The organism is Oxalicibacterium solurbis (genome assembly GCF_014635845.1).
GTDB classification, from domain to species: domain Bacteria; phylum Pseudomonadota; class Gammaproteobacteria; order Burkholderiales; family Burkholderiaceae_D; genus Oxalicibacterium; species Oxalicibacterium solurbis.
Genome location: NZ_BMDP01000005.1, coordinates 13,613 through 35,600 on the forward strand (window position 1 = coordinate 13,613; position 21,988 = coordinate 35,600).

At 54.3% G+C, this 21,988-nt stretch carries 22 protein-coding genes and 1 pseudogene; 17 read left to right on the forward strand and 6 right to left on the reverse strand.

Annotation, left to right across the window (positions count from 1 at the left end):
* Nucleotides 1-28: 28 nt before the first annotated feature.
* The 5 genes and pseudogenes from IEV40_RS14340 (at nucleotide 29) to IEV40_RS14360 (ending at nucleotide 2,106) form a co-directional block, all read left to right on the forward strand.
* Complete coding sequence (locus IEV40_RS14340; RefSeq protein ID WP_188422772.1) at nucleotides 29-364, forward strand: ArsR/SmtB family transcription factor; 336 nt, start codon at nucleotides 29-31, stop codon at nucleotides 362-364.
* Nucleotides 361-843 carry an ArsI/CadI family heavy metal resistance metalloenzyme gene (locus IEV40_RS14345; RefSeq protein ID WP_188422773.1) on the forward strand — a complete coding sequence of 161 codons (483 nt, stop codon included), beginning with the start codon at nucleotides 361-363 and terminating at the stop codon, nucleotides 841-843. The genes IEV40_RS14340 and IEV40_RS14345 overlap by 4 nt, the downstream gene beginning before the upstream one ends.
* A 36-nt stretch (nucleotides 844-879) precedes the next feature.
* Nucleotides 880-1,386, forward strand: a complete 507-nt coding sequence (locus IEV40_RS14350) for an arsenate reductase ArsC (RefSeq protein WP_188422774.1) — start codon at nucleotides 880-882, stop codon at nucleotides 1,384-1,386.
* A gap of 5 nt (nucleotides 1,387-1,391) precedes the next feature.
* Nucleotides 1,392-1,598: pseudogene (locus tag IEV40_RS14355) on the forward strand (arsenical-resistance protein); the annotation flags it as partial.
* Between the two features lie 382 nt (nucleotides 1,599-1,980).
* Nucleotides 1,981-2,106 (forward strand): YHYH domain-containing protein, encoded by a 126-nt coding sequence (locus tag IEV40_RS14360; protein ID WP_188422775.1) that lies wholly within the window; start codon nucleotides 1,981-1,983, stop codon nucleotides 2,104-2,106.
* A gap of 52 nt (nucleotides 2,107-2,158) precedes the next feature.
* Here the strand turns inward: IEV40_RS14360 and IEV40_RS14365 are convergent, their stop codons facing one another.
* Complete coding sequence (locus tag IEV40_RS14365; protein ID WP_229724166.1) at nucleotides 2,159-3,196, reverse strand: DNA-binding protein; 1,038 nt, start codon at nucleotides 3,194-3,196, stop codon at nucleotides 2,159-2,161.
* Nucleotides 3,197-3,507: 311 nt separating this feature from the next.
* Here IEV40_RS14365 and IEV40_RS14370 point away from each other — a divergent pair, with 311 nt between their 5' ends.
* Genes IEV40_RS14370 through IEV40_RS14380 form a run of 3 tightly spaced genes read left to right on the forward strand, consistent with a single transcriptional unit; the run spans nucleotide 3,508 to nucleotide 6,165 of the window.
* Complete coding sequence (locus IEV40_RS14370) at nucleotides 3,508-4,122, forward strand: hypothetical protein (protein WP_188422776.1); 615 nt, start codon at nucleotides 3,508-3,510, stop codon at nucleotides 4,120-4,122.
* On the forward strand, nucleotides 4,097-5,194 hold the full coding sequence (locus IEV40_RS14375) for a helix-turn-helix domain-containing protein (RefSeq protein WP_188422777.1): 1,098 nt from the start codon (nucleotides 4,097-4,099) through the stop codon (nucleotides 5,192-5,194). Before IEV40_RS14370 ends, IEV40_RS14375 begins: the two co-directional genes overlap by 26 nt.
* On the forward strand, nucleotides 5,194-6,165 hold the full coding sequence (locus IEV40_RS14380; protein ID WP_188422778.1) for a site-specific integrase: 972 nt from the start codon (nucleotides 5,194-5,196) through the stop codon (nucleotides 6,163-6,165). The genes IEV40_RS14375 and IEV40_RS14380 overlap by 1 nt, the downstream gene beginning before the upstream one ends.
* Before the next feature lie 184 nt (nucleotides 6,166-6,349).
* Here IEV40_RS14380 and IEV40_RS14385 read toward each other — a convergent pair whose 3' ends face one another.
* The 5 genes from IEV40_RS14385 to IEV40_RS14405 all read right to left on the reverse strand — a co-directional run bounded on the left by IEV40_RS14385 (nucleotide 6,350) and on the right by IEV40_RS14405 (nucleotide 13,227).
* Nucleotides 6,350-7,015, reverse strand: a complete 666-nt coding sequence (locus IEV40_RS14385) for a cation diffusion facilitator family transporter (protein WP_443093955.1) — start codon at nucleotides 7,013-7,015, stop codon at nucleotides 6,350-6,352.
* Nucleotides 7,015-10,230 carry a CusA/CzcA family heavy metal efflux RND transporter gene (locus tag IEV40_RS14390; RefSeq protein ID WP_188422779.1) on the reverse strand — a complete coding sequence of 1,072 codons (3,216 nt, stop codon included), beginning with the start codon at nucleotides 10,228-10,230 and terminating at the stop codon, nucleotides 7,015-7,017. The genes IEV40_RS14385 and IEV40_RS14390 overlap by 1 nt, the downstream gene beginning before the upstream one ends.
* Before the next feature lie 17 nt (nucleotides 10,231-10,247).
* Nucleotides 10,248-11,477 (reverse strand): efflux RND transporter periplasmic adaptor subunit, encoded by a 1,230-nt coding sequence (locus tag IEV40_RS14395; RefSeq protein ID WP_188422780.1) that lies wholly within the window; start codon nucleotides 11,475-11,477, stop codon nucleotides 10,248-10,250.
* A gap of 10 nt (nucleotides 11,478-11,487) precedes the next feature.
* Nucleotides 11,488-12,768 (reverse strand): TolC family protein, encoded by a 1,281-nt coding sequence (locus IEV40_RS14400; protein WP_188422781.1) that lies wholly within the window; start codon nucleotides 12,766-12,768, stop codon nucleotides 11,488-11,490.
* A gap of 90 nt (nucleotides 12,769-12,858) precedes the next feature.
* A complete protein-coding gene (locus IEV40_RS14405; RefSeq protein ID WP_188422782.1) occupies nucleotides 12,859-13,227 on the reverse strand; it encodes a hypothetical protein in 369 nt (122 codons plus the stop codon).
* 818 nt (nucleotides 13,228-14,045) lie between these two features.
* Between IEV40_RS14405 and IEV40_RS14410 the strand changes: the two genes are divergently transcribed.
* The 9 genes from IEV40_RS14410 (at nucleotide 14,046) to IEV40_RS14450 (ending at nucleotide 21,978) form a co-directional block, all read left to right on the forward strand.
* The gene (locus IEV40_RS14410; protein ID WP_188422783.1) at nucleotides 14,046-14,309 is read left to right on the forward strand and encodes a hypothetical protein; all 264 of its coding nucleotides are present in this window, start codon (nucleotides 14,046-14,048) and stop codon (nucleotides 14,307-14,309) included.
* Nucleotides 14,290-15,735: a TolC family protein gene (locus IEV40_RS14415; protein ID WP_229724167.1), complete on the forward strand. Its 1,446-nt coding sequence runs from the start codon at nucleotides 14,290-14,292 to the stop codon at nucleotides 15,733-15,735. The genes IEV40_RS14410 and IEV40_RS14415 overlap by 20 nt, the downstream gene beginning before the upstream one ends.
* A gap of 13 nt (nucleotides 15,736-15,748) precedes the next feature.
* The gene (locus tag IEV40_RS14420; protein WP_188422785.1) at nucleotides 15,749-17,119 is read left to right on the forward strand and encodes a multicopper oxidase family protein; all 1,371 of its coding nucleotides are present in this window, start codon (nucleotides 15,749-15,751) and stop codon (nucleotides 17,117-17,119) included.
* A 20-nt stretch (nucleotides 17,120-17,139) separates the two neighbouring features.
* On the forward strand, nucleotides 17,140-17,508 hold the full coding sequence (copC, locus tag IEV40_RS14425; RefSeq protein WP_188422786.1) for a copper homeostasis periplasmic binding protein CopC: 369 nt from the start codon (nucleotides 17,140-17,142) through the stop codon (nucleotides 17,506-17,508).
* 3 nt (nucleotides 17,509-17,511) lie between these two features.
* On the forward strand, nucleotides 17,512-18,429 hold the full coding sequence (locus IEV40_RS14430; RefSeq protein ID WP_188422787.1) for a CopD family protein: 918 nt from the start codon (nucleotides 17,512-17,514) through the stop codon (nucleotides 18,427-18,429).
* Nucleotides 18,430-18,504: 75 nt separating this feature from the next.
* A complete protein-coding gene (locus IEV40_RS14435; RefSeq protein ID WP_229724169.1) occupies nucleotides 18,505-18,783 on the forward strand; it encodes a copper-binding protein in 279 nt (92 codons plus the stop codon).
* Nucleotides 18,784-19,076: 293 nt separating this feature from the next.
* Nucleotides 19,077-19,415 carry a four-helix bundle copper-binding protein gene (locus IEV40_RS14440; RefSeq protein ID WP_188422789.1) on the forward strand — a complete coding sequence of 113 codons (339 nt, stop codon included), beginning with the start codon at nucleotides 19,077-19,079 and terminating at the stop codon, nucleotides 19,413-19,415.
* Nucleotides 19,416-19,489: 74 nt separating this feature from the next.
* The gene (locus tag IEV40_RS14445) at nucleotides 19,490-19,618 is read left to right on the forward strand and encodes a heavy-metal-associated domain-containing protein (protein WP_188422790.1); all 129 of its coding nucleotides are present in this window, start codon (nucleotides 19,490-19,492) and stop codon (nucleotides 19,616-19,618) included.
* A 23-nt stretch (nucleotides 19,619-19,641) separates the two neighbouring features.
* Nucleotides 19,642-21,978: a heavy metal translocating P-type ATPase gene (locus IEV40_RS14450; RefSeq protein ID WP_188422791.1), complete on the forward strand. Its 2,337-nt coding sequence runs from the start codon at nucleotides 19,642-19,644 to the stop codon at nucleotides 21,976-21,978.
* Nucleotides 21,979-21,988 lie beyond the last annotated feature (10 nt).

A 21,988-nucleotide genomic window follows, 5' to 3' on the forward strand; every position in this document is an offset into this window, starting at 1 on the left:
TCTCCATTATTTCGACTATTATTGAAATATGGAAGAATTAGAAATCGCCAAAGCGCTAAGTGCCATCGCGCACGAGTCGCGGCTCGCCGTTTTCCGTCATCTTGTTCAGGCCGGACCGCAAGGTCTACCCGCCGGCAAGCTGGCCGAATTAACAGGCTTGGCTCCTTCGTCCCTATCGTTCCATCTCAAGGAACTCGTCATGGCCAATATGGCGAGCTCAAGGCAGGAAGGGCGATTTGTCATCTACTCGGCCAAGTACGAAACCATGAATGCCGTGCTGGCCTACCTCACTGAAAACTGCTGCGGCGGCAACCCTTGCACTCCGGCTTCCCCCGCCTGCTGCCCTGAAGGAGAATCGTCATGAAACGCATGCATGTCCATGTCCGTGTGGCCGATCTGGCGCACAACATCCGTTTTTACTCGGCGCTGTTTAATGCAGAACCAACAGTCGTCAAGTCTGACTATGCCAAGTGGATGCTCGAAGACCCACGCATCAACTTCGCGATCTCATCGCGCTCGAACGCCATTGGCGTCGACCACTTGGGCTTTCAAGTAGAAACCGAGGAAGAGCTTGAAGAGATGAACGAGCGGCTTGCGAAGGCCGATCTACCAATCGAAACGCAGGTAGACGCCGCATGTTGCTACGCAAAGTCGAACAAGCACTGGACTATTGATCCGCAAGGGATTGCCTGGGAGAGCTATCACACGCTCGACAGCATTCCGGTGTTCAGCGAATCGCGCGAAGAGCCAGCCGAAACGGCCTGCTGCGCACCGGCACCCACGATTATTCCCGTTGCGGCATGCTGCGCGCCCGCCAAAGACAAAAGCAGCTCGGGCTGCTAACCATCCGTTCTTAACTTCCACCTCGATCGCGACATCATGACCGACAAAACCTACAACATCCTTTTCCTCTGCACCGGTAATTCCGCACGCTCGATCATGGCAGAAGCGCTTGTCAGCACCATGAGCAAAGGCCGCTTCAAGGGCTTCAGCGCTGGCAGCAATCCGGGCGGCAAGGTCAATCCGTTCGCAATTGAGATGGTGACCCGCACTGGATATCCAGTCGACCATTTGCGCAGCAAGAGCTGGGATGAGTTCGCCGCACCAGACGCGCCACATATGGACTTCATCATCACCGTTTGCGATAACGCGGCCGGCGAAGCCTGCCCGCACTGGCCAGGGCACCCAGCGACAGCACACTGGGGCTTTGAAGATCCAGCTGCGGCAGAAGGTACTGATGAAGAAAAACGTGCCGTGTTTGAAAAGATATATCGTCAGATTCTGGCGCGGATGAATACTTTCCTCAGCCTTCCACTGCACGTGCTGGAAAAGCACGCCATCCAGCAAGAACTCCGCAAGATTGGTGAAACACCGGTCGCAGCCTAACCGTCATGACAGCTTCACAAGCGGCCGTCGCGAAAGAGGCAGCACCAAGCATTGGTTTTTTTGAGCGATATCTGACGGTCTGGGTCGCGCTATGCATTGTTGTCATCGGCATCGGGCAGGTCTTCCCTTCCGTGGTACGTGTAGTTGGCGGCATGGAAATCGCCCAGGTCAATCTGGCGGTGGGCGTACTGATCTGGGTGATGATCATTCCAACTGCCCATCAAGCGCCATGTAGTGGCAAGTTTGCCATGCGAATAGATGGCAACTTTCAGATGCGACCCGTAGCAGGTTTGTTATGCGATCAGATGGCAAGGTTGCGATGCGAATCGATGGAAGTTTTGATGCGAATATTCACTTTAGAGCGTACCGTAGAAATTTCAGCCAAGATATCAATGCCAGATAAGGCAAGTATAGAAAAGTTAGGAAAGTTATCGAAATTTCCTAACTTTGACGACTGAGACTTGGTTATGCGATTCGCCTTCAACTGCAATGATGACAAATTAACAAATTGTTGGTAAATATTCCTAGTATCGGATCTCACCTTCCTGAATAATTATCGGGCGCCATTTGCGCATGAATTACTTGGGAGGAAACATGAAAAAACTATTAGCCGTGGCATGCATGCTTTTGATGAGCTCTGCAGCCTTTGCTCATTCGGGCGGAACCGATAAAAATGGTTGCCACAATGATCGTAAAAATGGCGGTTATCACTGCCATTAAGATTGACGATGTGATTGGTGGCTTACGACAGGATGCAGTAAGCCACCTTCTTCTACCCTTCCCCTAGGGATTGGGGTTGGAATTTGTCGAGCAACCCACGCAGCTCTGCAATCCGGTTTTCTTGAGAATCAATTTGAGCGGTCGCGGCGGCAAGCTGTAGTTGCGACTGTTGTAGATCCACAACGGACCGCGCATATTGTGTATCGCGCTCGACCAACATTTTCTCCTTTTGCGCCAAATCCTTTTCAAGCAAGTTGCAGCGTTCCTGGAATGGCCGTAACACATCTATTTTCTGTTCGGTCTGATGCAGACGGGTATCCCGTTCGCGTAGCGCCAATTCAGCATGTGAAATTTCATTGACCAGTCGACTTCCCTCTTGATTGAGCCGCGTCACTTCTTCTTGCTTAACGACCAGGCTTTGCTGGAGGTGTCGCATTTCGGCTTGTAGTTGCTGAATTTGCTGCTCATGCCGGCGACTATCCTGATCGCGCTGCTCTTTTACCGAGTGTCGATAATGCTCCAGCGCTTCTCTGGCATGCTGATGCTTTTCTTCCAGCGAACGTCGATGCCCTTCGTTTTCCAAAAGGCGCTCTTTGAGATCAGCCACTTGCTGTTCAGCCGTATGTCGCGCAATCGATTCTGATTGGAGTTGCGTTCGGCGTTGCTCCTGACTATCTGCCAGAGCGTTGTAAGCGTTTCGTACCTGGTCAAGCTGGGCAGTCAAGGAATCGATTTGCGCCCTGAACTCGGCAGCAGTGTCCGCGTGGTACCGCTCGCGTTCAGCCGCTTGTACCTGACATTCATCGATCTTGGCGCGCGATTCGTTTTCCAACTGCATGGCCAACCGCTCCACCAGGTCCAGCACTGCCTCGGAGACGGTCATGCAGCCATTAGCAACACCGCCCTCTTCGTCTTCCAGTTCCTTCAGGTATTTGTGGATCGTTGTTTTGGAGCCGGTATTGCCCAATTCAATACGTATGGCATCAAGCGATGGGTGCCGGCCAAGCGCCAACAACGCATCACGTGCCTTTTTCACGTCAGTCTTATATAGACCGCTTCGCGCCATTGGATCGTCCTCAATCAATATCATACCGTGGTACGTACCACGTATATACATACTAATAATACCGCAATTCTGGAGAAAAATTTGAACTGATTGATGCCAGATAATAAAAAATTATCCTATGTGATGCCTCCAGAATGCACATTTAGCACGGTGCTTGCCTGTACCGCAGCGTTAGGCAGCACGATCGTTAATGCAACGAATAAAGCTTTAATCAGGACGCGAATTTGCAACGATGATGGCTGTCAAATCAACGTCGGAATAATATTTGGAATAATTTGTTGAATATTTTGTTGTTGCGGCATATGATTCAGACATTCCGATCCTATGGAGTCTGTATGCCGTTTCTGATCAAGTCCCAAGCTGATACTCTGCTACGTCCATTTTTCAACGATTTCGAACAAATCATGCGTGCCGCCTGGCAGGATTGGCGGGATAACCGGTTGGCAGCACAGATGCAACATAAGCGTGTGCGAGCAGCCATTGTATGGAACCAGATGTTGGCACATGCCAAACGGCAGTTTGATGGCCGCGAGGACGTCACTGTTGATACGGTCAAGGAATGGGAAGGCATCCTGATTGATGGGCGAATCTTTATCCGCATGAAAAAAGGGACGGATAAGCTACTTTCCCGCAATTTTCCTACACAGACAGCATTGGCGTTTCATGATCAGGATCAGGATTTGTTCGGCGGAATTGTCCGTCTAGAATTACTTTATGTGTTGAACACGGCCGAAACAGACATTGAGCGCATCGTTTTGATTCAACGACACAAGAAGCAAATTGTTTGGTCGATTGACTTGCTCGACGAAGCAGACGACAGGCACAATGTACAGCCGCTTATTCCGCTGGAACCCGCCCCCGAAACGGGCTCTGTGGCGGACCGGATTATCAAACCGAAGACAGATCAAATAGACAAGAAGCAATATGGAAGCTCAGGCGTCGATTCCTAACGCGGTATTTCGCCCGGATTTATTGGGCCTGCGTCGCCGCATGCGCGACATGGGGCAGGCCCAATTGGCCGATGCATGTGGGATTGGCCAAGGAACCTTGTCCAAGATTGAACAAGGCCTGCGTGAACCAACGGAAGAGATCGTACATAAGCTGGCCTCAGCCCTGCACTGCTCTCCCTCATTCTTTTATCAGGCAGAGCGTGAATACGGCTCACCGATGAGTGCGCATCCGATGTTCCGCAAAAAGGCTTCGGTCGGACAGAAAGTGCTCGATCGCGTCATTGCGGAATTGAATGTCCGCATCGGGCATATTCGGACGTTTCTATCGAGCGTCGATTTTGCACCTGAATTGCCTTTTCCGCAGTATGACGTGGATGACTATAACGGCGACATCGAAACAATCGCCGAACACGTGCGCCGCGCCTGGTACGTGCCCCGTGGTCCAATCAAATCGTTAACGGAGTTTGCCGAACGTGCCGGCTGTCTGGTTGTGCACTGTGACATGGAAGCAGCGCGCATCGATGGTGTCAGCTACCGTATTCCAGGCCTTCCGCCAATTATTTTCCTGAATCGCAATCAGCCGGCTGACCGTATGCGGTTTTCACTGGCCCATGAACTAGGGCATTTGATTCTGCATGACTATCCAACGCCAGACATGGAGAAGCAGGCCGATCAGTTTGCGTCTGCATTGCTGATGCCGAAAAGCGATATTGGTCCAGAATTGAATGGGTTGACGATCGAAAAAGCCGCGTACATGAAACCGCTGTGGCGCGTGTCGATGGCATCGCTGATTTATCGCGCCTCAACGCTCAATCGCATCGATCAGGGGAAATACATCTATCTGTGGCGTCAAATGTCGGCACGGAACTTCCGCTTACGTGAGCCAGCTTCACTGGATTTTCCTCATGAGGTTCCCAGCGTCATGGACGCCCTGGTGACCAATCTCACCCACAACATGGGTTACTCCCATGACGAACTGGCCGCGATTCTGCACCTGTATTACGACGAAGTTGCACATATGTACAACTTGACGCCGTCTGCTCCGAAAACTGGCTTGCGTGTTGTGAAGTAATGTCTGGTGTCACAAAAGTCGAGCAATACCTGCAAGCCGCCATACGGGAAAACACCCGTAAAAGCTATGATGGGGCAATCAGGCACTTCGAGATCGAGTGGCGAGGATTTTTACCGGCAACGGCTGATAGTGTTGCCCGTTATCTAGCCGACTATGCTGGCAATCTATCCGTCAGTACGTTGCGCCAACGTCTTGCCGGACTAGCGCAATGGCATGTCGACCAAGGCTTTCCGGATCCGACAAAAGCGCCGGTAGTAAAAAAGACCATGCGTGGTATCCAAGCGCTGCATCCAGCGCGAGAAAAGCAGGCACGGCCGCTGCAGCTGGCGCAGCTCGATCAAGTCTCTAAATGGCTGAATCAAGAAATCCAGCATGCCCAAGACTGCGGCGACAGGCCCACATTTTTGCGTCATTCCCGTGACAAGGCTCTTCTTTTACTGGGATTTTGGCGAGGCTTTCGAGGAGACGAGCTATCGCGATTGGAAGTGCAAAATGTGGAGGTCGTTTCCGGCGCAGGGATGACGGTGTTTTTGTCGCGCACCAAAGGCGACCGCAACAACCAAGGAACATTTTTTAAAGTGCCTGCATTGTCCCGACTCTGCCCAGTCGAAGCGTATTTGGACTGGATCTACGCGGGAGGTCTAACTGAAGGGGCAGTTTTTCGCCGCGTCGATCGCTGGGGGCACATCGGCGATCGCGGACTGCATATAGACAGCCTCGTACCGTTACTACGTATCGCATTCGCATCTGCGAACGTGCCATTTGCAGATCAATATAGCGGCCATTCGCTGAGACGTGGATTTGCCAACTGGGCGACTTCCAATGGATGGGATCTAAAAACCTTGATGGAATATGTCGGATGGAAGAGTGTTCAATCTGCTATGCGCTACGTTGACTCCGTAGATCCATTTGGACAGGCGAGAATCGAAAATGCGCTGTCAGCGAACCAATCGCGCCATATTCCTTCATAAAACTGCTATCTATTAATGTTCGTGCTCTGGTTCGTACGACTGACAATAGCAATCACGGATATTCCTCTACTAAATCACTAACGAGATGCACTGTTAGACTGGTCTTTCCACTTGGAATGTCCCATACGTGAAGGTCGGGACGTCCCCCAAGTATGGCACGCAAGGACCGTCAATATCCGCAACGCTAGTCTCTTCCTGGCACACTTTCCAACAGCACATTGAGACTGCTTCTAAGTAAGGTCCACGTTCGCGGTAGCACCCAAAAACAGATTGCCACTGCTACTACAGAATCGCCCCATGTCCACCCCGTATAGCGGATGATGACGGCGCCTACAATAACACCAAGCGAACCAAGCATATCGCTCCTCACTTCGAAATACGGCCCCTTCATGCTCTTGTCTTTACCACCGGACAGAACACACATGCTGACGAGGTTGGTTATCAACCCAAGTATGGCAATGATCAGCATGCCGGCGGACTGGATTTCTGACGGTAATTGCAAGCGCCGATAGATGTCAAAGAGAATATATAAGGCGACACCGAACAGCAATACAGCGATGAATGCAGCAGCCAGAATCCCGAAACGGTAGTAACCGAAGGTTCGCATTCTGTTCGTTGGTCGCCTACCAATACGGATTGCGGCAAATGCGATCGCTAGCTCCGTGGTATCAGTAAACATATGGGCTTCATCGGATAGCAACGCCAGACTGCTGGTCAATATGCCACCAATCACTGTAGCGATCAGGAAGTCGGTAATCAGACCCAGCGCGAGCAGCAATGCCTTCTCACTCCCCTCACCTTGCGGCACGTGGGAATGCGAATGACCCAAGTGAGAATGCCCGTGTCGCATCATGTCGCTCCTTTCGGATAAGCTCGCCGCCTCCAAAACAGGAGTCTCGCGTACCATGAACTGTCCTGTGCGCCATTCATTCCAGTCGATTCATCGTCACGATGCATAATCTCGTACAGTAGCGGCAATACCAGCAGCGTCAGCAGCGTCGAGGATAAAATGCCGCCAATAACCACTGTTGCCAGTGGTCGCTGTACTTCGGCTCCGGTACCGGTGGCCAATGCCATCGGCACGAAGCCGAGTGAGGCGACAAGCGCAGTCATCAATACCGGGCGCAACCGTGTCATCGCTCCTTCATGGATGGCATCAGACAACGCTCTTCCCTCTTCCCTCAAGTTGCGAATGAACGAGATCATCACCAATCCATTCAACACGGCCACGCCAGACAGTGCGATGAAGCCGACCGCAGCCGAGATAGATAAGGGAATCCCGCGCAACCATAGTGCGATCACACCGCCCGTCAGGGCAAACGGGATGCCCGTGAAGACCAGCAAACCGTCCTTGATATTGCCGAACATGGCAAACAGCAGCACAAAGACCAGCAGCAAGGAGATTGGCACCACGATTTGCAGTCGTTGTGCTGCCGATGCAAGGTTTTCGTACTGGCCGCCCCATGCTATCCAATAACCAGGAGGAATCTTCACGCTTTGGTTGACTTGCACCTCGGCATCCGCAACAAAGGAACCGAGATCCCGTCCGCGGACATTGGCGCTGACCACTACCCGGCGCTTGCCGTCTTCACGGCTGATCTGGTTCGGGCCCGGTGCAATATCCAGGCCAGCGATCTCCCCCAGAGGGATATAGCTGGCGTTCTGGTTCGGGTTCGTCGCCGGCAACTGGATCGGCAAGCGTTTCATCGCTTCGGGATCACCACGTATCGATTCTGGCAGGCGGACGACAATATCGAAGCGGCGGTCCCCCTCGAATAAGGTTCCGGCTTCCTGACCACCTATCGCTGTCGAAATCGCCTGCTGGACCGTGGCAATGTTGAGGCCATAGCGCGCCGCTTTGTCACGGTCGATATTGATTGTCAGCATAGGCAACCCGGTGGTTTGCTCCACTTTGACTTCAGACGCGCCGGAGACGCCCTTCAGAGCTTGGGCAATACGATTTGCCGTTTCATTCAACACATTCATATCGTCACCGAACACCTTCACCGCGACGTCACTTCGCACACCGGATATCAACTCATTGAATCGTAGTTGAATCGGTTGCGAGAACTCGTAGCTATTCCCCGGTATCTTGTCGACTACCTCTTGAATCTGCGCAAGCAGCTCGTCACGTGACTTTCTCGGTTTGGGCCACTGATCTTCCGGCTTCAGCATGATGTAGCCGTCGGAAATATTCGGCGGCATCGGATCGGATGCGACTTCCGCAGTGCCAGTGCGTGCGAAGACACGCTCGATCTCAGGGAAGGTCTTTATCAAGGTCGTTTCGATCTGCCTTTGCATTTCGACGGATTGCGTCAGGCTGGTAGCGGGAATCCGTAAGGCTTGAATGGCAATATCGCCTTCATTCAAGCTGGGTACAAATTCGCTTCCCATGCGTGAAGCGATTAACAAGCACAACACAATGATTGCCCCAGCCAGCGCCAGAATCACCGGTTTGTTCGCCATTCCATGCTTGAGCAAGGGCTCGTACCGAGCTCTGGCGTATTCCATCAGCCGATTTTCTTTTTCCTGAACCTTATCCCCGATGAACAGCGCCACCGCGGCTGGAATGAAAGTTACCGAGAGGATCATCGCACCGAGCAAGGCCGTAACAACGGTGAAGGCCATCGGATGGAACATTTTCCCCTCTACGCCAGAAAGAGCAAAGATGGGCAGGTACACGATCATGATGATCAACTGGCCGAAAATCAGCGGTCGGCGCGCCTCCCTGGAAGCGGCGTAGACCTCGTGGAAGCGTTCGGAGCGCGTCAACGGACGGCCGTGATGCCTTTGCGCGTGCGCGAGCCGCCGCACGCAGTTCTCGACGATGACCACCGCACCATCGATAATGATGCCAAAATCCAGCGCGCCCAGACTGAGCAGATTGGCGCTGACCTGATTGCTGACCATGCCGGTGAATGTGAACAGCATCGCGAGTGGGATCACCATCGCGGTGATGAGCGCCGCACGAATGTTCCCAAGAAACAGGAACAGAACCGCGATCACGAGAATGGCACCCTCCAGCAGATTCTTTTTGACCGTGTGAATCGCCTTGTCCACCAGGACGGTTCGGTCATAGACGGTGATGGCTTCCACGCCAGGCGGCAGGGTCTTGTTGATCTGCTCCATGCGTTTGGCTACCGCCTTGGAGACTGCACGGCTGTTCTCTCCCATCAGCATGAACACCGTTCCAAGAACCACTTCGCGCCCATTGTCTGTTGCTGCGCCCGTGCGCAGCTCGCGGCCGATATCGACCGTTGCCACATCGCGGATGCGAACCGGCACCCCACCGGTATTGGCGACAACGATATTGCGTATGTCGTCCAGCGTGCTGACCTGCCCTGGCACACGGATCAGATATTGCTCACCTCGGCGTTCAATGTAGCCTGCGCCGACATTGCTGTTGTTACTCCCCAGCGCCGTGACCAGGGATTCCAGCGTCAGATGGTAAGACGCGAGTTTTTCGGGCGAAGGCGCGACGTGGTATTCCTTCGCATAACCACCGATCGAGTTTATCTCAGTGACACCGCGCACGTTGCGTAATTGCGGTTTGATGATCCAGTCCTGGATCTCACGCAAGTCTGTTGCGGTGTAACCGGTACCGTCAGGCTTTTTGGCGTTTGGCTTCGCTTCGACAGTCCACAGGTAGATTTCACCCAGGCCCGTGGAAATTGGACCGAGCTTAGGCGTGATGCCAGCTGGCAAACTGTCTTTTGCTTCCTGTATCCGCTGATTGACCAGTTGGCGAGCGAAGTAGATATCCGTACCATCCTTGAAGACAACGGTAATTTGCGATAAACCATATCGCGACAGCGAGCGCGTCTGCTCCAGGTCAGGCAAACCAGCCATTACCGTTTCGATCGGATAGGTAATGCGTTGCTCTGTTTCGAGAGGTGAATAGCCAGGTGCCGCCGTGTTGATCTGGACCTGGACGTTTGTGATGTCGGGAACTGCGTCGATTGGCAGCTTCTGGTAGCTGTATATTCCATATCCTGCCATGCCCAGCACGGCAAGTAATACAAGCCAGCGATGGGCGATTGAAAATTGAATGATGCGTTCAAACATGTCGTTTTCCTCTCGCATCAATGCTCATGTTCGACATCGTTCTTGCCCTGTTCTGCCTTCAGGACAAAGCTGCCAGTAGCTGCATATGAAACGCCCTGCTGCAAGCCTTCCACTATTTCGACGTAATGGACGTCACTACGGCCCGTCTCTACGTGTACAGGAATGAAGCCCTGTGGCACCCGCACGAAGACGGTCGGCTTTTCTTCCACCGACTGGATCGCATCGGACAGCACTGCAAGGGGGACCTCAAATTCGCCGGACGCGATCTCCACGTTGGCAAACAGACCGGGGCGCCATGCCCCCTTCGGATTCGGCAATACGATGCGCGCCGTTGCGGTTCTGGTCTGTTCGCCCAGCAGTGCTCCTACGTACGAGACCCTCCCCTTGGCTTCGGAATCAAAGGAGGTGGCGCGCACCACAGCGCTTTCTCCCACGCGGACAGCGTCGAGCTGATGCGCTGGCACGCTGATTTCCGCCCACACGGTTGACAAGTCGGAAACGGTGAAGACATTCAGGTCTTCACGTACCGACTCTCCCTGCGAAATGTGCTTTTCGACGACCATGCCGTCGAACGGCGCGCGAAGTTCGAAGCGGTTCAATGCGCCAGTGTTTGCACTTGCACCAATCGCTGTCAGCTTTTGGCGTGCATTGCGTGCAGCGATTTCCGCCTCACGCAGCGCCTGCTGCGCCTGCAGATAATCCTGCTGTGCGGAAATTTTCTCCTCCCATAGCTGTCTCTCGCGCTTGTAGGTTGCGCGTGCCAATGCCAACCGTTCCTCAGCATTCAGCAAATCGCTGCGCAGATCCGAGACCACGGTACTGCTGATCGTTGCGAGCAACTGGCCTTTTTTGACTTGCTGACCGAGGTCGGCGGAAACCGACTCGACAATACCCGTTACGCGAGGGACGATATGCGCCGTTCGATCCTGATTGAACTTGATTTCCGCTGGAAGCTGGATCGTCGACGCAATGGTCGCCGGGCCGCTGGTCGCCAGTTTGATTCCTGCTTGAGCTATCTGCGCCTCATTCAGTACGATCGGCTTTTCTTCATCGGCGCGATGCCCAGCTTCGCCTTCATGTGCGTTGCTGTCTTGTGGGCGGTTCGCCGTTTCCGCAGTGGCGTGCGTTTCGCTTGGTTCGGCTTCGTTGCCGCTACTCTGCGGACGATCCAGCACAAGGATCAATGCACCAAGCAGCGCCGTGACGACAACGATGGCCAGAATGGCCGTCTTCTGTTTCTTGTTCATAAGTTCTCGCTTATTTTGTTGTGCCGGCGGCGCCGGTCAGCCGCTCGATCTCGGCCGCCGCGATATGGGCCTCCGAAAGAGAGCGCAAATATTGGGATTCGGCCTGAAAGAGGGTTCTCTGCGCATCAAGTACGTCGATGAAGTCAAATTTGCCGTATTCGAATCCCTTGGTCGCCGCTTGGTAGGCCGTCGTCGCGTCAGGCAGTATTTCCGATCGGTAAAGCGTCGCTTCTTCGTGCGCCGTCTTCAAGCGTTGATATTCACGGCGTATTTCATTTTCAGCTCTTACGCGCACAGCCGTAAGTTCGTCGTTGGCTGCATAGCTGCGGCTCAATGCCTCGTGGAGACTGCCTTGATTACGGTCGAATAGTGGCAATGGAATGGAAAGACCGATTACCGTCTGATCCCGGCCCAGCGTTTCATCGCGCTTGTTGCCGATGGTGAGCGTCAGATCACCGACCCGCTTGGAACGCTCGACGGCTACAAGTGCTCGCCGCCGCTCAAACTCCAGCCGCGCACGTATCACTTCTGGCGATTGACCTACCTGTGCCTGTACCGTGCTCCATGCAGGCAGTGCAGGCAAATCGTCGACCTCACCCCGTACCGTATCGAAATCCGGCTCGCCGATGCCGAGAAGCGCTGCCAAGCGGAATCGCGCATTGATCAGATCGCTGTTCGCCTGACTCAACTCCACCTGCGCGGCGGAGCGAGCCACACGGGCCTTGGTCTCATCTAGCGGAGAAACCTTACCGGCGGCGACGCGCTTTGCCGCAATATTCCTCGCTCGTTCTGCCAATTCGAGCGAGCTCTGCGCGATGCGGTATCGCTCTTGCATCGCCAGAACGGTGTAAAAAGCGCCCACGACTTCAGTTCTGATCTCAATACGTTTAGCGCGCAACGCCTCATCCGCAATGTCGGCGCCACGCTGAGCCGCTTCCATACGTGCAGCACGTTTTCCACCCAGCTCGATCGGCTGGCTTAACTGTACCGTCGTCGTGCGCGTTTCCTTGTGCAGATCTTCAAGCAGATAGCCGAGTTCGGGATTCGGTATCGCACTGGCCTGACGTTTCAATCCGGCATTGGCCTCTACTTCATGCAGCGCGATGCTAATCTCCGGGTTGTTTTGCAAGGCGCGGTCGATCGCTTGCTGCAGGGTGAGCGCACCATCGTCCTGGTGAAGATAGAACGTTTTTTGCTCGCTGCGCGATTGAATATTTTGAGGCGGTTCTGCGAATGCGATTTGCATGACAAACGGCACGGCGCAAATGAGCCAATATGACTTCGATGTCATCAGATTCTCCAAATGAAAAACAGGAAAAATCCGGCGACAAGCTCAGCGAGTCAGCAATGCAAAAATATGAAGACTGAGGTCAACGCCGGACTAGACGGCAGCTGACCACTTGGGACGCTCAGGGCGAGGAGAAGGAAGTGACGCGAAGAAGGTTGCTGTCGAAATCAGCGATTTAAAAGCTATGACGTTGAATATTGGTGCAGCCAAGCCAAGCGGTGGCAGAATGACATTGGAATGATGCGCCAGATGGCATACCGAGCAATTGTCATCAAAACCAACAGGCGTTTTATTGGTGTGAGAGTTGTCCGCAACGACTTCTCTACTCCCGTCATCATGATTATGAGCGAAATAGCCGCCTGTCGCCTCCGCCAGCTCGGAAGAGCTATAGAGGACAACGGCTCCCCAGCTCGCCTGAAGCGGCAATATGAAAAGCATGAAGATAATCACAAGACGACGCATGTTCCGAATAATAAGGTCTGGAAGCGCCGAATGCAATCCTCCAGAATTGCTAGTGGTCGCAACTACTTGAACGTACGCTCACCATACTTTTTATTCGCCATTTTTGAACCTTTTTCAGAATAGGGTTTGCCACAGCCCCTCTTAATTAACTCATCTATTTGCTTCAAGCCGCTCAACAGTGAAAAATGCTTGACCTTCCCACATGGGAAGGCCTAGGCTTGCGAAAATAAGAGAAAATTGCGCTGTCGACATGACTCGTTTCGTAAAAACCGTTCTGCTTTGGCTGTTGATCGCCGCGCTGCCCCTCCAGGGAATAGCCGCTGCGGTAAAGGCCGCTTGCGGCCCGGAACATCACGAAACAATAAGTTCAAATATCATGTCGTCTCATGAGGCGATGCCGGACGAAGAGCATGCACATCACACAATGGTGATGAACGATGCCGGAAATCCTTCCGATCACGGTTCGAAGAGCCAGCATCAGCATAAGAGCGCCTTTTGTAGTTCCTGTGCAGCCTGCTGTGTCGGTGCAGTCGCTCCGCCTGTCAGCTTGAAACAACCTTCCCCGCCGACTCTTTCTGAGACGGCACATGTTCTTGCCTCGCCATGGATTGCAGGATTCATTCCCGCCGGTCCTGAACGCCCTCCTCGACACCTTTCCGCTTAATCGAACGCGAATCTGCGCGTAGCGACACTTGTCGTTTGCCGTAGATCTATTGTGATCGCGCATTTGCGCGATCGCCTCATCGATTCTGAGGGAAATTATGGTCTTTTCATATCGGCTTATCGCCGCTGCTGTCGCGCTTCTGCCGGCAGTCGCGATGGCCAACCCATCGCACACCGCGCCCGATCCGGTCAGTGCAAACACAGCAGTACCGACACTGCAATATCAATCGAGTTTTGCATCCTATCGCGCCGCCGTCGATGAAGAAGCGACGCCTGATGCCCGCTGGATCAGCGCCAATCAGGAAGTTACTGGCGGCGGGCATTCCATGCACGGCATGCATGACATGCAGACCTCCAGTCCCGCCCCCATGCAGATGAATATGCAGGCGCATGAGGGACATGAAATGGGAGGTCACTAGGATGCGGCAGAACAAGAAACTTCGCCGTTATGTCGGCATTCCATTGATGCTTTCAATGCTCATCCTGGGCGGTTGTGCTTCCTTTTCGCAGGACGGCGGCTTTGACTCGGTATCGGCCCTGACAAAGGAACGTTCTGGCCAAAGCGTCCAGAAAATCGCTTCGCCGGATGCAGAAGATGCTGCGCGCGCAAAAGTGCGTGAGCTGCTTGCCACCCCTCTTACACCCGACACCGCCGTTCAGATCGCACTGCTGAACAACAAGGGATTGCAAGCATCGTTTGCCGAACTCGGGATCGCGGAGGCGGATTATGTGCAGGCCGGGCGCATGCGTAATCCGGGATTCTCGTTCGGAAGACTCGGTAATGGCAGTGACGCCGAGATCGACCGCAGTGTCATGTTCGATTTGATTGGTCTGCTCACAATCCCGGTAAGAAGCGGAATCGAACAGCGTCGCTTTGAACAGACGAAGCTACAAACCGCCAAGGAAGCGATCATGCTCGCTGGCGAAACACGGCGTGCCTATTTCAACGCCGTTTCTGCCGCGCAAACCGCGCAATACATGCAGCAGGTCCAACAGGCAGCCGAGGCCGGTGCAGAACTCGCACAACGAATGGCACGCGTGGGCAACTGGAGCAAATTGGATCAGGCGCGTGAGCAAGCATTTTATGCCGACGCAACCGCTCAGGTAGCCCGTGCCCGTCACAACGCAGTTGCTGCGCGTGAAAAATTGAATCGACTACTTGGGGTCTGGGGTAGCGGTTTGACCTACGAGCTGCCAGACAGGCTGCCTGATCTTCCCAGTTCTGTCGTGGAGGCAGGGAATATTGAGCAAAAAGCATTGGAACAACGGCTCGACGTCCAAATTGCAAAAGGCGATGCCGTGGCAACCGCTCGAGCCCTTGGCCTGACCAAGGCAACGCGGTTCATGAATGTGCTGGATGTCGGTTACATAAACAAGAGCGAGGCCGGCATGCCACGCGAGAACGGCTATGAAATTTCGCTCGAATTGCCGATCTTCGATTTCGGCGGCGCCCGCACGGCGAAAGCTGAAGCGATCTACATGCAGTCGGTAAACCGTACTGCGGACATCGCTATACGTGCCCGCTCCGAGGTACGTGAAGCTTATTCCGGATACAGAACTTCCTACGACATCGCGAAGCACTATCGGGATGAGGTAATCCCACTTCGCCAGAAGATTTCAGACGAAGTCATGCTCCGCTACAACGGCATGCTGGTGAGTGTTTTTGAATTGCTGACAGACGCCCGCGAGCAGATAAGCAACGTCAATGCGGCAATCGAAGCACAACGGGATTTCTGGATCGCAGAAACTGACCTTCAAGCTGCGATGAATGTTGGAGGCGCGGATAACGGCAGCTCGATGCAGGTTGCCAGTGGCGGCGCACCAAGCGCAGCTGCACACGATTAAAAGGACGCAATAAATGGTTTCTCGTAGAAATTTTTTCAAAGGTGCCGGTGTGGCGGTTACCGCTGGTCTTGTCAGCCGCGTCAATGCCGCGACCTTGCCCGAAATCGTCAACATGTCAGGGCCCGCGACGCAGCAGCCCTCGTTGCCCGCCAGCGGCCGCCCGTTCAATCCGGTCATCACGCTCAACGGCTGGTCTTTACCTTGGCGAATGAATGTCGGTGTCAAGGAGTTTCATCTGGTGGCTGAACCTGTCGTGCGCGAAATTGCGCCGGGCATGAAAGCGAACCTGTGGGGCTACAACGGCCAAAGCCCAGGCCCCACGATTGAAGTGGTTGAAGGCGATCGCGTCAGGCTGTTCGTGACCAATCGCCTGCCAGAAGCGACAAGCGTGCACTGGCATGGCCAGCGCTTGCCAAGCGGCATGGATGGCGTAACAGGCCTCACACAACGTGCAATCGAGCCGGGCAAAACATACGTGTACGAATTTGTCGCCGAGCATGCTGGCACGTTCATGTATCACCCGCATGCCGACGAAATGGTACAGATGGCGATGGGGATGATGGGATTCTGGGTCACTCACCCACGCAACCCGGCAGAGCATCGCGTCGATCGCGACTACGTCATGCTCCTCAACGCCTATGACATCGATCCCGGCAGCTATACGCCCAAAGTCAACACGATGCTGGACTTCAATTTATGGACCATCAATTCGCGTTCCTTCCCTGGCGTGGCGCCGATGGTCGCGACGACCGGAGATCGGGTTCGGGTGCGTATCGGCAATCTCACGATGACGAACCATCCGATACACCTGCACGGCTTTTCGATGGAAGTAACGGGCACCGATGGTGGCTGGGTACCGAAATCGGCACGCTGGCCGGAAGTGACAGTGGATATTGCCGTGGGCCAAATGCGCGCGGTCGAGTTCGTGGCCGACAAGGCGGGAGATTGGGCTTTTCACTGCCATAAGTCGCACCACACGATGGGACCAATGGGCCACTCGGTACCGACCATGATTGGCGTCAAGCAGGACGATATCACCAGGAAGATCAACAAGCTGGTGCCGGATTACATGGCAATGGGACAAAACGGCATGGGAAGCATGGCAACCATGCAGATGCCGATTCCCGACAATACCTTGCCGATGATGGACGGGCAAGGGCCATTCGGCGGAATCGAAATGGGCGGCATGTTCACGGTCCTGAAGGTACGAGATGGCCTGCCGCGTAACGACTATCGGGATGTCGCTTGGTACAAGCATCCGAAAGGCAAGCTCGCCTATGAATGGACTGGTGACAAGCCGCCAGTTAGCCAGGCGCCGAAGATGGACAGCGGTGTGCCGGCAACGGAAGTCACTGTCCGCAAACCTCAAAGTCATCAGCATTAAATTTAACCAAGGAGCTTTAAATGAAATCCGCAAAGAAATTCGTTCTGTCCGCCCTTTTTATTGCCGCGACTGCAGGACAGGCAACGGCATGGGCGCACGCAACCTTGCAAAGCGCGACGCCGGCAAAGGATGCCGAGGTCACCGTTGCGCCAAAAGAAGTCGTGATGCACTTCAACGAAGACCTTGAACCAGCATTTATTTCGGCCAAAGTCGTGGATAGCACGGGCGCAGTGGTTTCCACTGAAAAGGCCGCCCTGGATGCAAAGGACGCCACCGTCATGAAACTGGCTGTGCCGGCGCTGTCGCCGGGCAAGTACACCGTACAGTACAACGCCGTAGGCCATGACGGCCATCGTCGCAAGGGCGAATATTCCTTCACGGTGAAATAGCACATGGAAGCTTCGCTCCCACAGGTCATTGCGACCTCCTTCATTAACGTCAGCCTGGCATGGGTCGTCGGCGCGCTGGCCGCTCGCGCCTGGCTGACGAAAGTGAGCGCCGATTGGCGCATTCCGGCCAGCCGAGCCTTGTACCTCCTTATGCCGTATGCACTAATCACTTGCGCGTGCGCCCTCCTCTTTTCTCTCTGGTCTGAAGCCGTAGTTATGGCTGACGTTCCATTTTTTGAGGGAGGAGCGGCATTTAAGGAAATGCTGAAATCAACGCATTACGGACATGCGGGGCTGACCGCAATTACCGCCGTCGTATTGGCGCTGGCAGGACATCTGGTTTTGGCAAATCGGGAGACACCAAAATTCTACGCAGCGACAATCGCCGTCTTCGTCGTTCTACTCGGCGCTGCCCGCGTAAGTATCGGTCACGCATACGAATATGGCGCGTTCAGTCTGGCGACAGCAGTCGAGCTTGTCCACGTCCTTGCGATGGCCATGTGGGCCGGCATTGTCTTTATCGCCGGTTGGGTAGCGCTGCCAATAGTAAGCAAATCAGAGCACACCGCGATACCGGATCGCGCATCTTTTCTTAATAGCCTGTCGGACTGGGCGACCGTGGCGCTGATTGCGATCGTGGCCACTGGTGCATACAACGCTTACCGTGTTCTGCATGCGCCGGCAGACCTGTTCAGCTTTTACGGCAACGTACTGCTCTTCAAGCTCGCCATGGTAGCGATTGCGATTCTGCTCGGTGCCTACAACAAGTTTTTCGGCCTGCCTGGCGCATCCGCCTACGAGTTCAACGACAACACATCTGGTTTGCGCCGTGTAATCACCGTCCTGCGTGTGGAATCGGTTGCTCTATTTTTGGCAATAGTTGCCGCTGCAGTGCTGACTGGCAGTGCGCCGCCGGCATGATCACCCCACTTTTTATTTTTTGAAAGGAAGTCTATGAAATCAATCTCTACCGCCATCTTTTCCGCCATGTTGGTAATGGCTGCCGCTCCGGCTCTTCACGCCCAAAACGCCCCTGCTACAACGGATGCGTCTGCAGCGATGTCGAGCGGAGAGATAAAGAAAGTCGACAAGAGTACGGGCAAGCTCACCATCAAGCACGGGCCGCTCGTGAATCTCGGCATGGATGGCATGACGATGAACTTCAAGGTGTCCGATCCTGCGATGCTGGATGCCGTGAAGCCGGGCGACAAGGTGAACTTTATTGCCGAAGAGCCCAACGGCCAGTTGACTGTAACGAAGATCGTTAAACAGTAACTGATGCGCCGCTGCTTGCAGCGGCGAATTTAACACGATCTTGACGAGCGAAATGTTCGGGGAGGCGTACGTCCGTACGATTGGTGTTGTACCAGAAAACTTGAAATGTTATTTAAAAAATGATGAACATTTTTCCAATTCTTCGCTCGTAAATTGGTATCTACACCGTCGAGAAATCAGGGATCTGAGGTAGAAAACTTTGATGAGCACACGAAAGAATGACGGAATAGAACAAGGAATGGAATCTTACAGATAAAGGTGCTCACCCACCCCCAACCTGAAGGAGAAATGCCATGAATCAACAGCAATTCCAATCTTGTATCAACGCCTGTAACGACTGCGCAAATGCCTGCGATTACTGTTCCGCCGCATGTTTGGGCGAACAAGATGTGAAAGCGATGACGCGTTGTATCGCTCTCGATATCGACTGCGCACAGATCTGCCGCATGGCGGCGGCCTATATGGCGCGTGGCAGTGAATTCGCAGAACTGATTTGCCGCGCCTGCGCCGATATCTGCGACGCCTGCGGAAAAGAATGTGCGAAGCACAAGATGGACCACTGTCAGCAGTGTGCTCAAGCTTGTCGGCGCTGTGCCGAAGAATGCCGCAGCATGGCCGCGCAGCCGGCATAAGAACAGGACAGTAACGCCGCTTGCTGAATCCATGATGGAAGACGCAACGAAAGCTCGCGTATCAGGAGGTTGCCATGTACAAAATACAGGTAGAGAAGATGAGCTGCGGCGGATGTGCCAGCCGCGTGACCGAGGCAACCAAGGCCGTTGATCCGGCCGATCCCATTCCGGGGGCCGGATATTTCACCTTGGCGCGAACCTGACGCGCCTGGACGAGGGAGAAGACATGGACACGAAAACGCATTCTCACCATCGGGAACATGCCCACCAGACGGTCGAAGCTGGGACTGGTAAGCCCTTTATCGATCCCGTCTGCAAGATGACGGTGGCGGACGATCCGACTAAGCGAATTGAGTTTCAAGGAACGACCTACCACTTCTGCAGTACCGGCTGCATGGCCAAATTCCGCGAACATCCGAATACTTACCTGGCACCCTCGCCGTCAAACGACAACAAAAACGAACAAGCGGACACGGTCTACACGTGCCCAATGCATCCGCAGATTAGACAGAGTACACCGGGCGATTGCCCGATTTGCGGCATGTCGCTTGAACCGGTGATGCCTTCATTGGAAGAAGAATCGAATCCAGAACTTGCTGATTTTAGGCATCGCTTCTGGTGGACACTTCCCCTTACCGCTGCAGTCGTGCTGATTGCGATGTTTGGACATCAATTTGTCGCTGGTGGCCTTCCCAAGCAAAGTTGGATCGAACTGGTTCTCAGCTCGCCGGTGGTCTTGTGGGCCGGATGGCCGTTTCTGGTCCGATGTGTGCAATCTATCCGTCGTCGAAGCCTCAATATGTGGACGCTGATCGGCGTCGGCGTTTCCGCGGCATACTGGTATAGCGTTGCCGCCACCCTGTTTCCACAAATATTTCCCCAAAGCTTTGCCATGCAAGGACGCGTCAGCGTCTATTTCGAAGCGGCGTGCGCTATCGTTTCGCTGACCTTGCTCGGTCAAATTTTGGAGCTTAGGGCACGTTCACAGACTTCAGCCGCAATCAAGCTGTTGCTTGGCATGGCACCGAAAACCGCGCGCCGCATACTTTCAGACGGCACCGAAGAGGATATTCCGCTGACGCATGTTCATCCAGGGGACATCTTGCGCGTGCGGCCAGGAGAAAAGATCCCGGTGGATGGCGAGGTCATTGAAGGGCAAAGTGCGGTAGATGAGTCGATGTTGACCGGCGAACCGGTCCCGGTCACCAAGAAACTTGGCGACAAGATCATTGGCGCTACCTTGAATACCAGCGGTAGTCTCGTCATGAAGTCCGAGAAAGTCGGTGCTCAGACCGTGCTTTCTCAAATCGTACAAATGGTTGCGCAGGCACAGCGTTCGCGTGCGCCCCTGCAACGACTGGCCGATGTCGTCGCAGGTTATTTCGTGTTTGCCGTCATCGGTATTGCTGGCCTTACGCTGCTGGGATGGGGATTGTTCGGCCCGCAACCGAGCTGGGTATACGGGTTCATCAATGCGGTCTCCGTATTGATTATTGCCTGTCCCTGCGCGCTTGGTTTGGCCACACCTATGTCGATCATGGCCGCAACAGGCCGCGCTGCAGGGCACGGCATCCTGTTTCGGGACGCCGCCGCGATTGAGGCATTACGCAGCATCGATACGCTCATTGTCGACAAGACAGGCACCTTGACAGAGGGGCGTCCCGTGTTCAACCGCGCTCTCCCCGCCACCGGCCATTCTGAAGATGAAGTCATTCAGCTGGCTGCCAGCATTGATCAAGGTAGCGAACATCCCCTGGCGCAAGCCATCGTGGCGGAGGCGAATAAACGCAATCTATCCCTGGACAAACCGACCATGTTTGATTCAGAAAGCGGGATTGGTGTACGTGGGGTCGTGAAAGAACACCAGATCGCTTTGGGAAACTCGGCATTGATGGATGCAGAACAGGTTGATTGGTCATCATTGGCACAGCAAGCAGAAGCGCTGCGGCGTGAGGGTGCAAGCGTGATGTTTCTAGCCGCCGACGCACGTCTGGTTGGACTTCTCGCCGTTTCCGATCCGTTGAAGGCCAATACCAGCGAAGCTCTGCACGCCTTGCTGGGAAGCGGTATGCACGTCGTCATGGCGACCGGCGATGGCCTTACGACCGCACGGGCAGTTGCCGAGCGCCTGGGGATTAAAGACGTGTATGGCGAAGTCAAGCCGCAGGACAAATTACATCTGGTTGAAGATTTGCAGAAAGCAGGAAAGAAAGTCGCCATGGCGGGCGACGGCATCAATGACGCGCCCGCACTTGCACGCGCCGATGTCGGCATTGCGATGGGAACTGGCACCGATGTCGCAATCGGTAGTGCGCACATAACGCTGGTCAAGGGGGACTTGCGCGCCATTGCACGCGCCAGGGATTTATCGGAAGCGACGATCAAAAACATGCACCAGAACCTGGGATTCGCATTTATCTACAACGCGCTTGGCATTCCGTTGGCCGCCGGCCTGCTTTATCCGTTCACCGGACATTTTTTATCACCAATGATTGCCGCCGCCGCAATGAGCCTCAGTTCGGTTTCGGTCGTCATGAACGCGCTACGCCTGCGGCGGGATTGATGCCGAATTC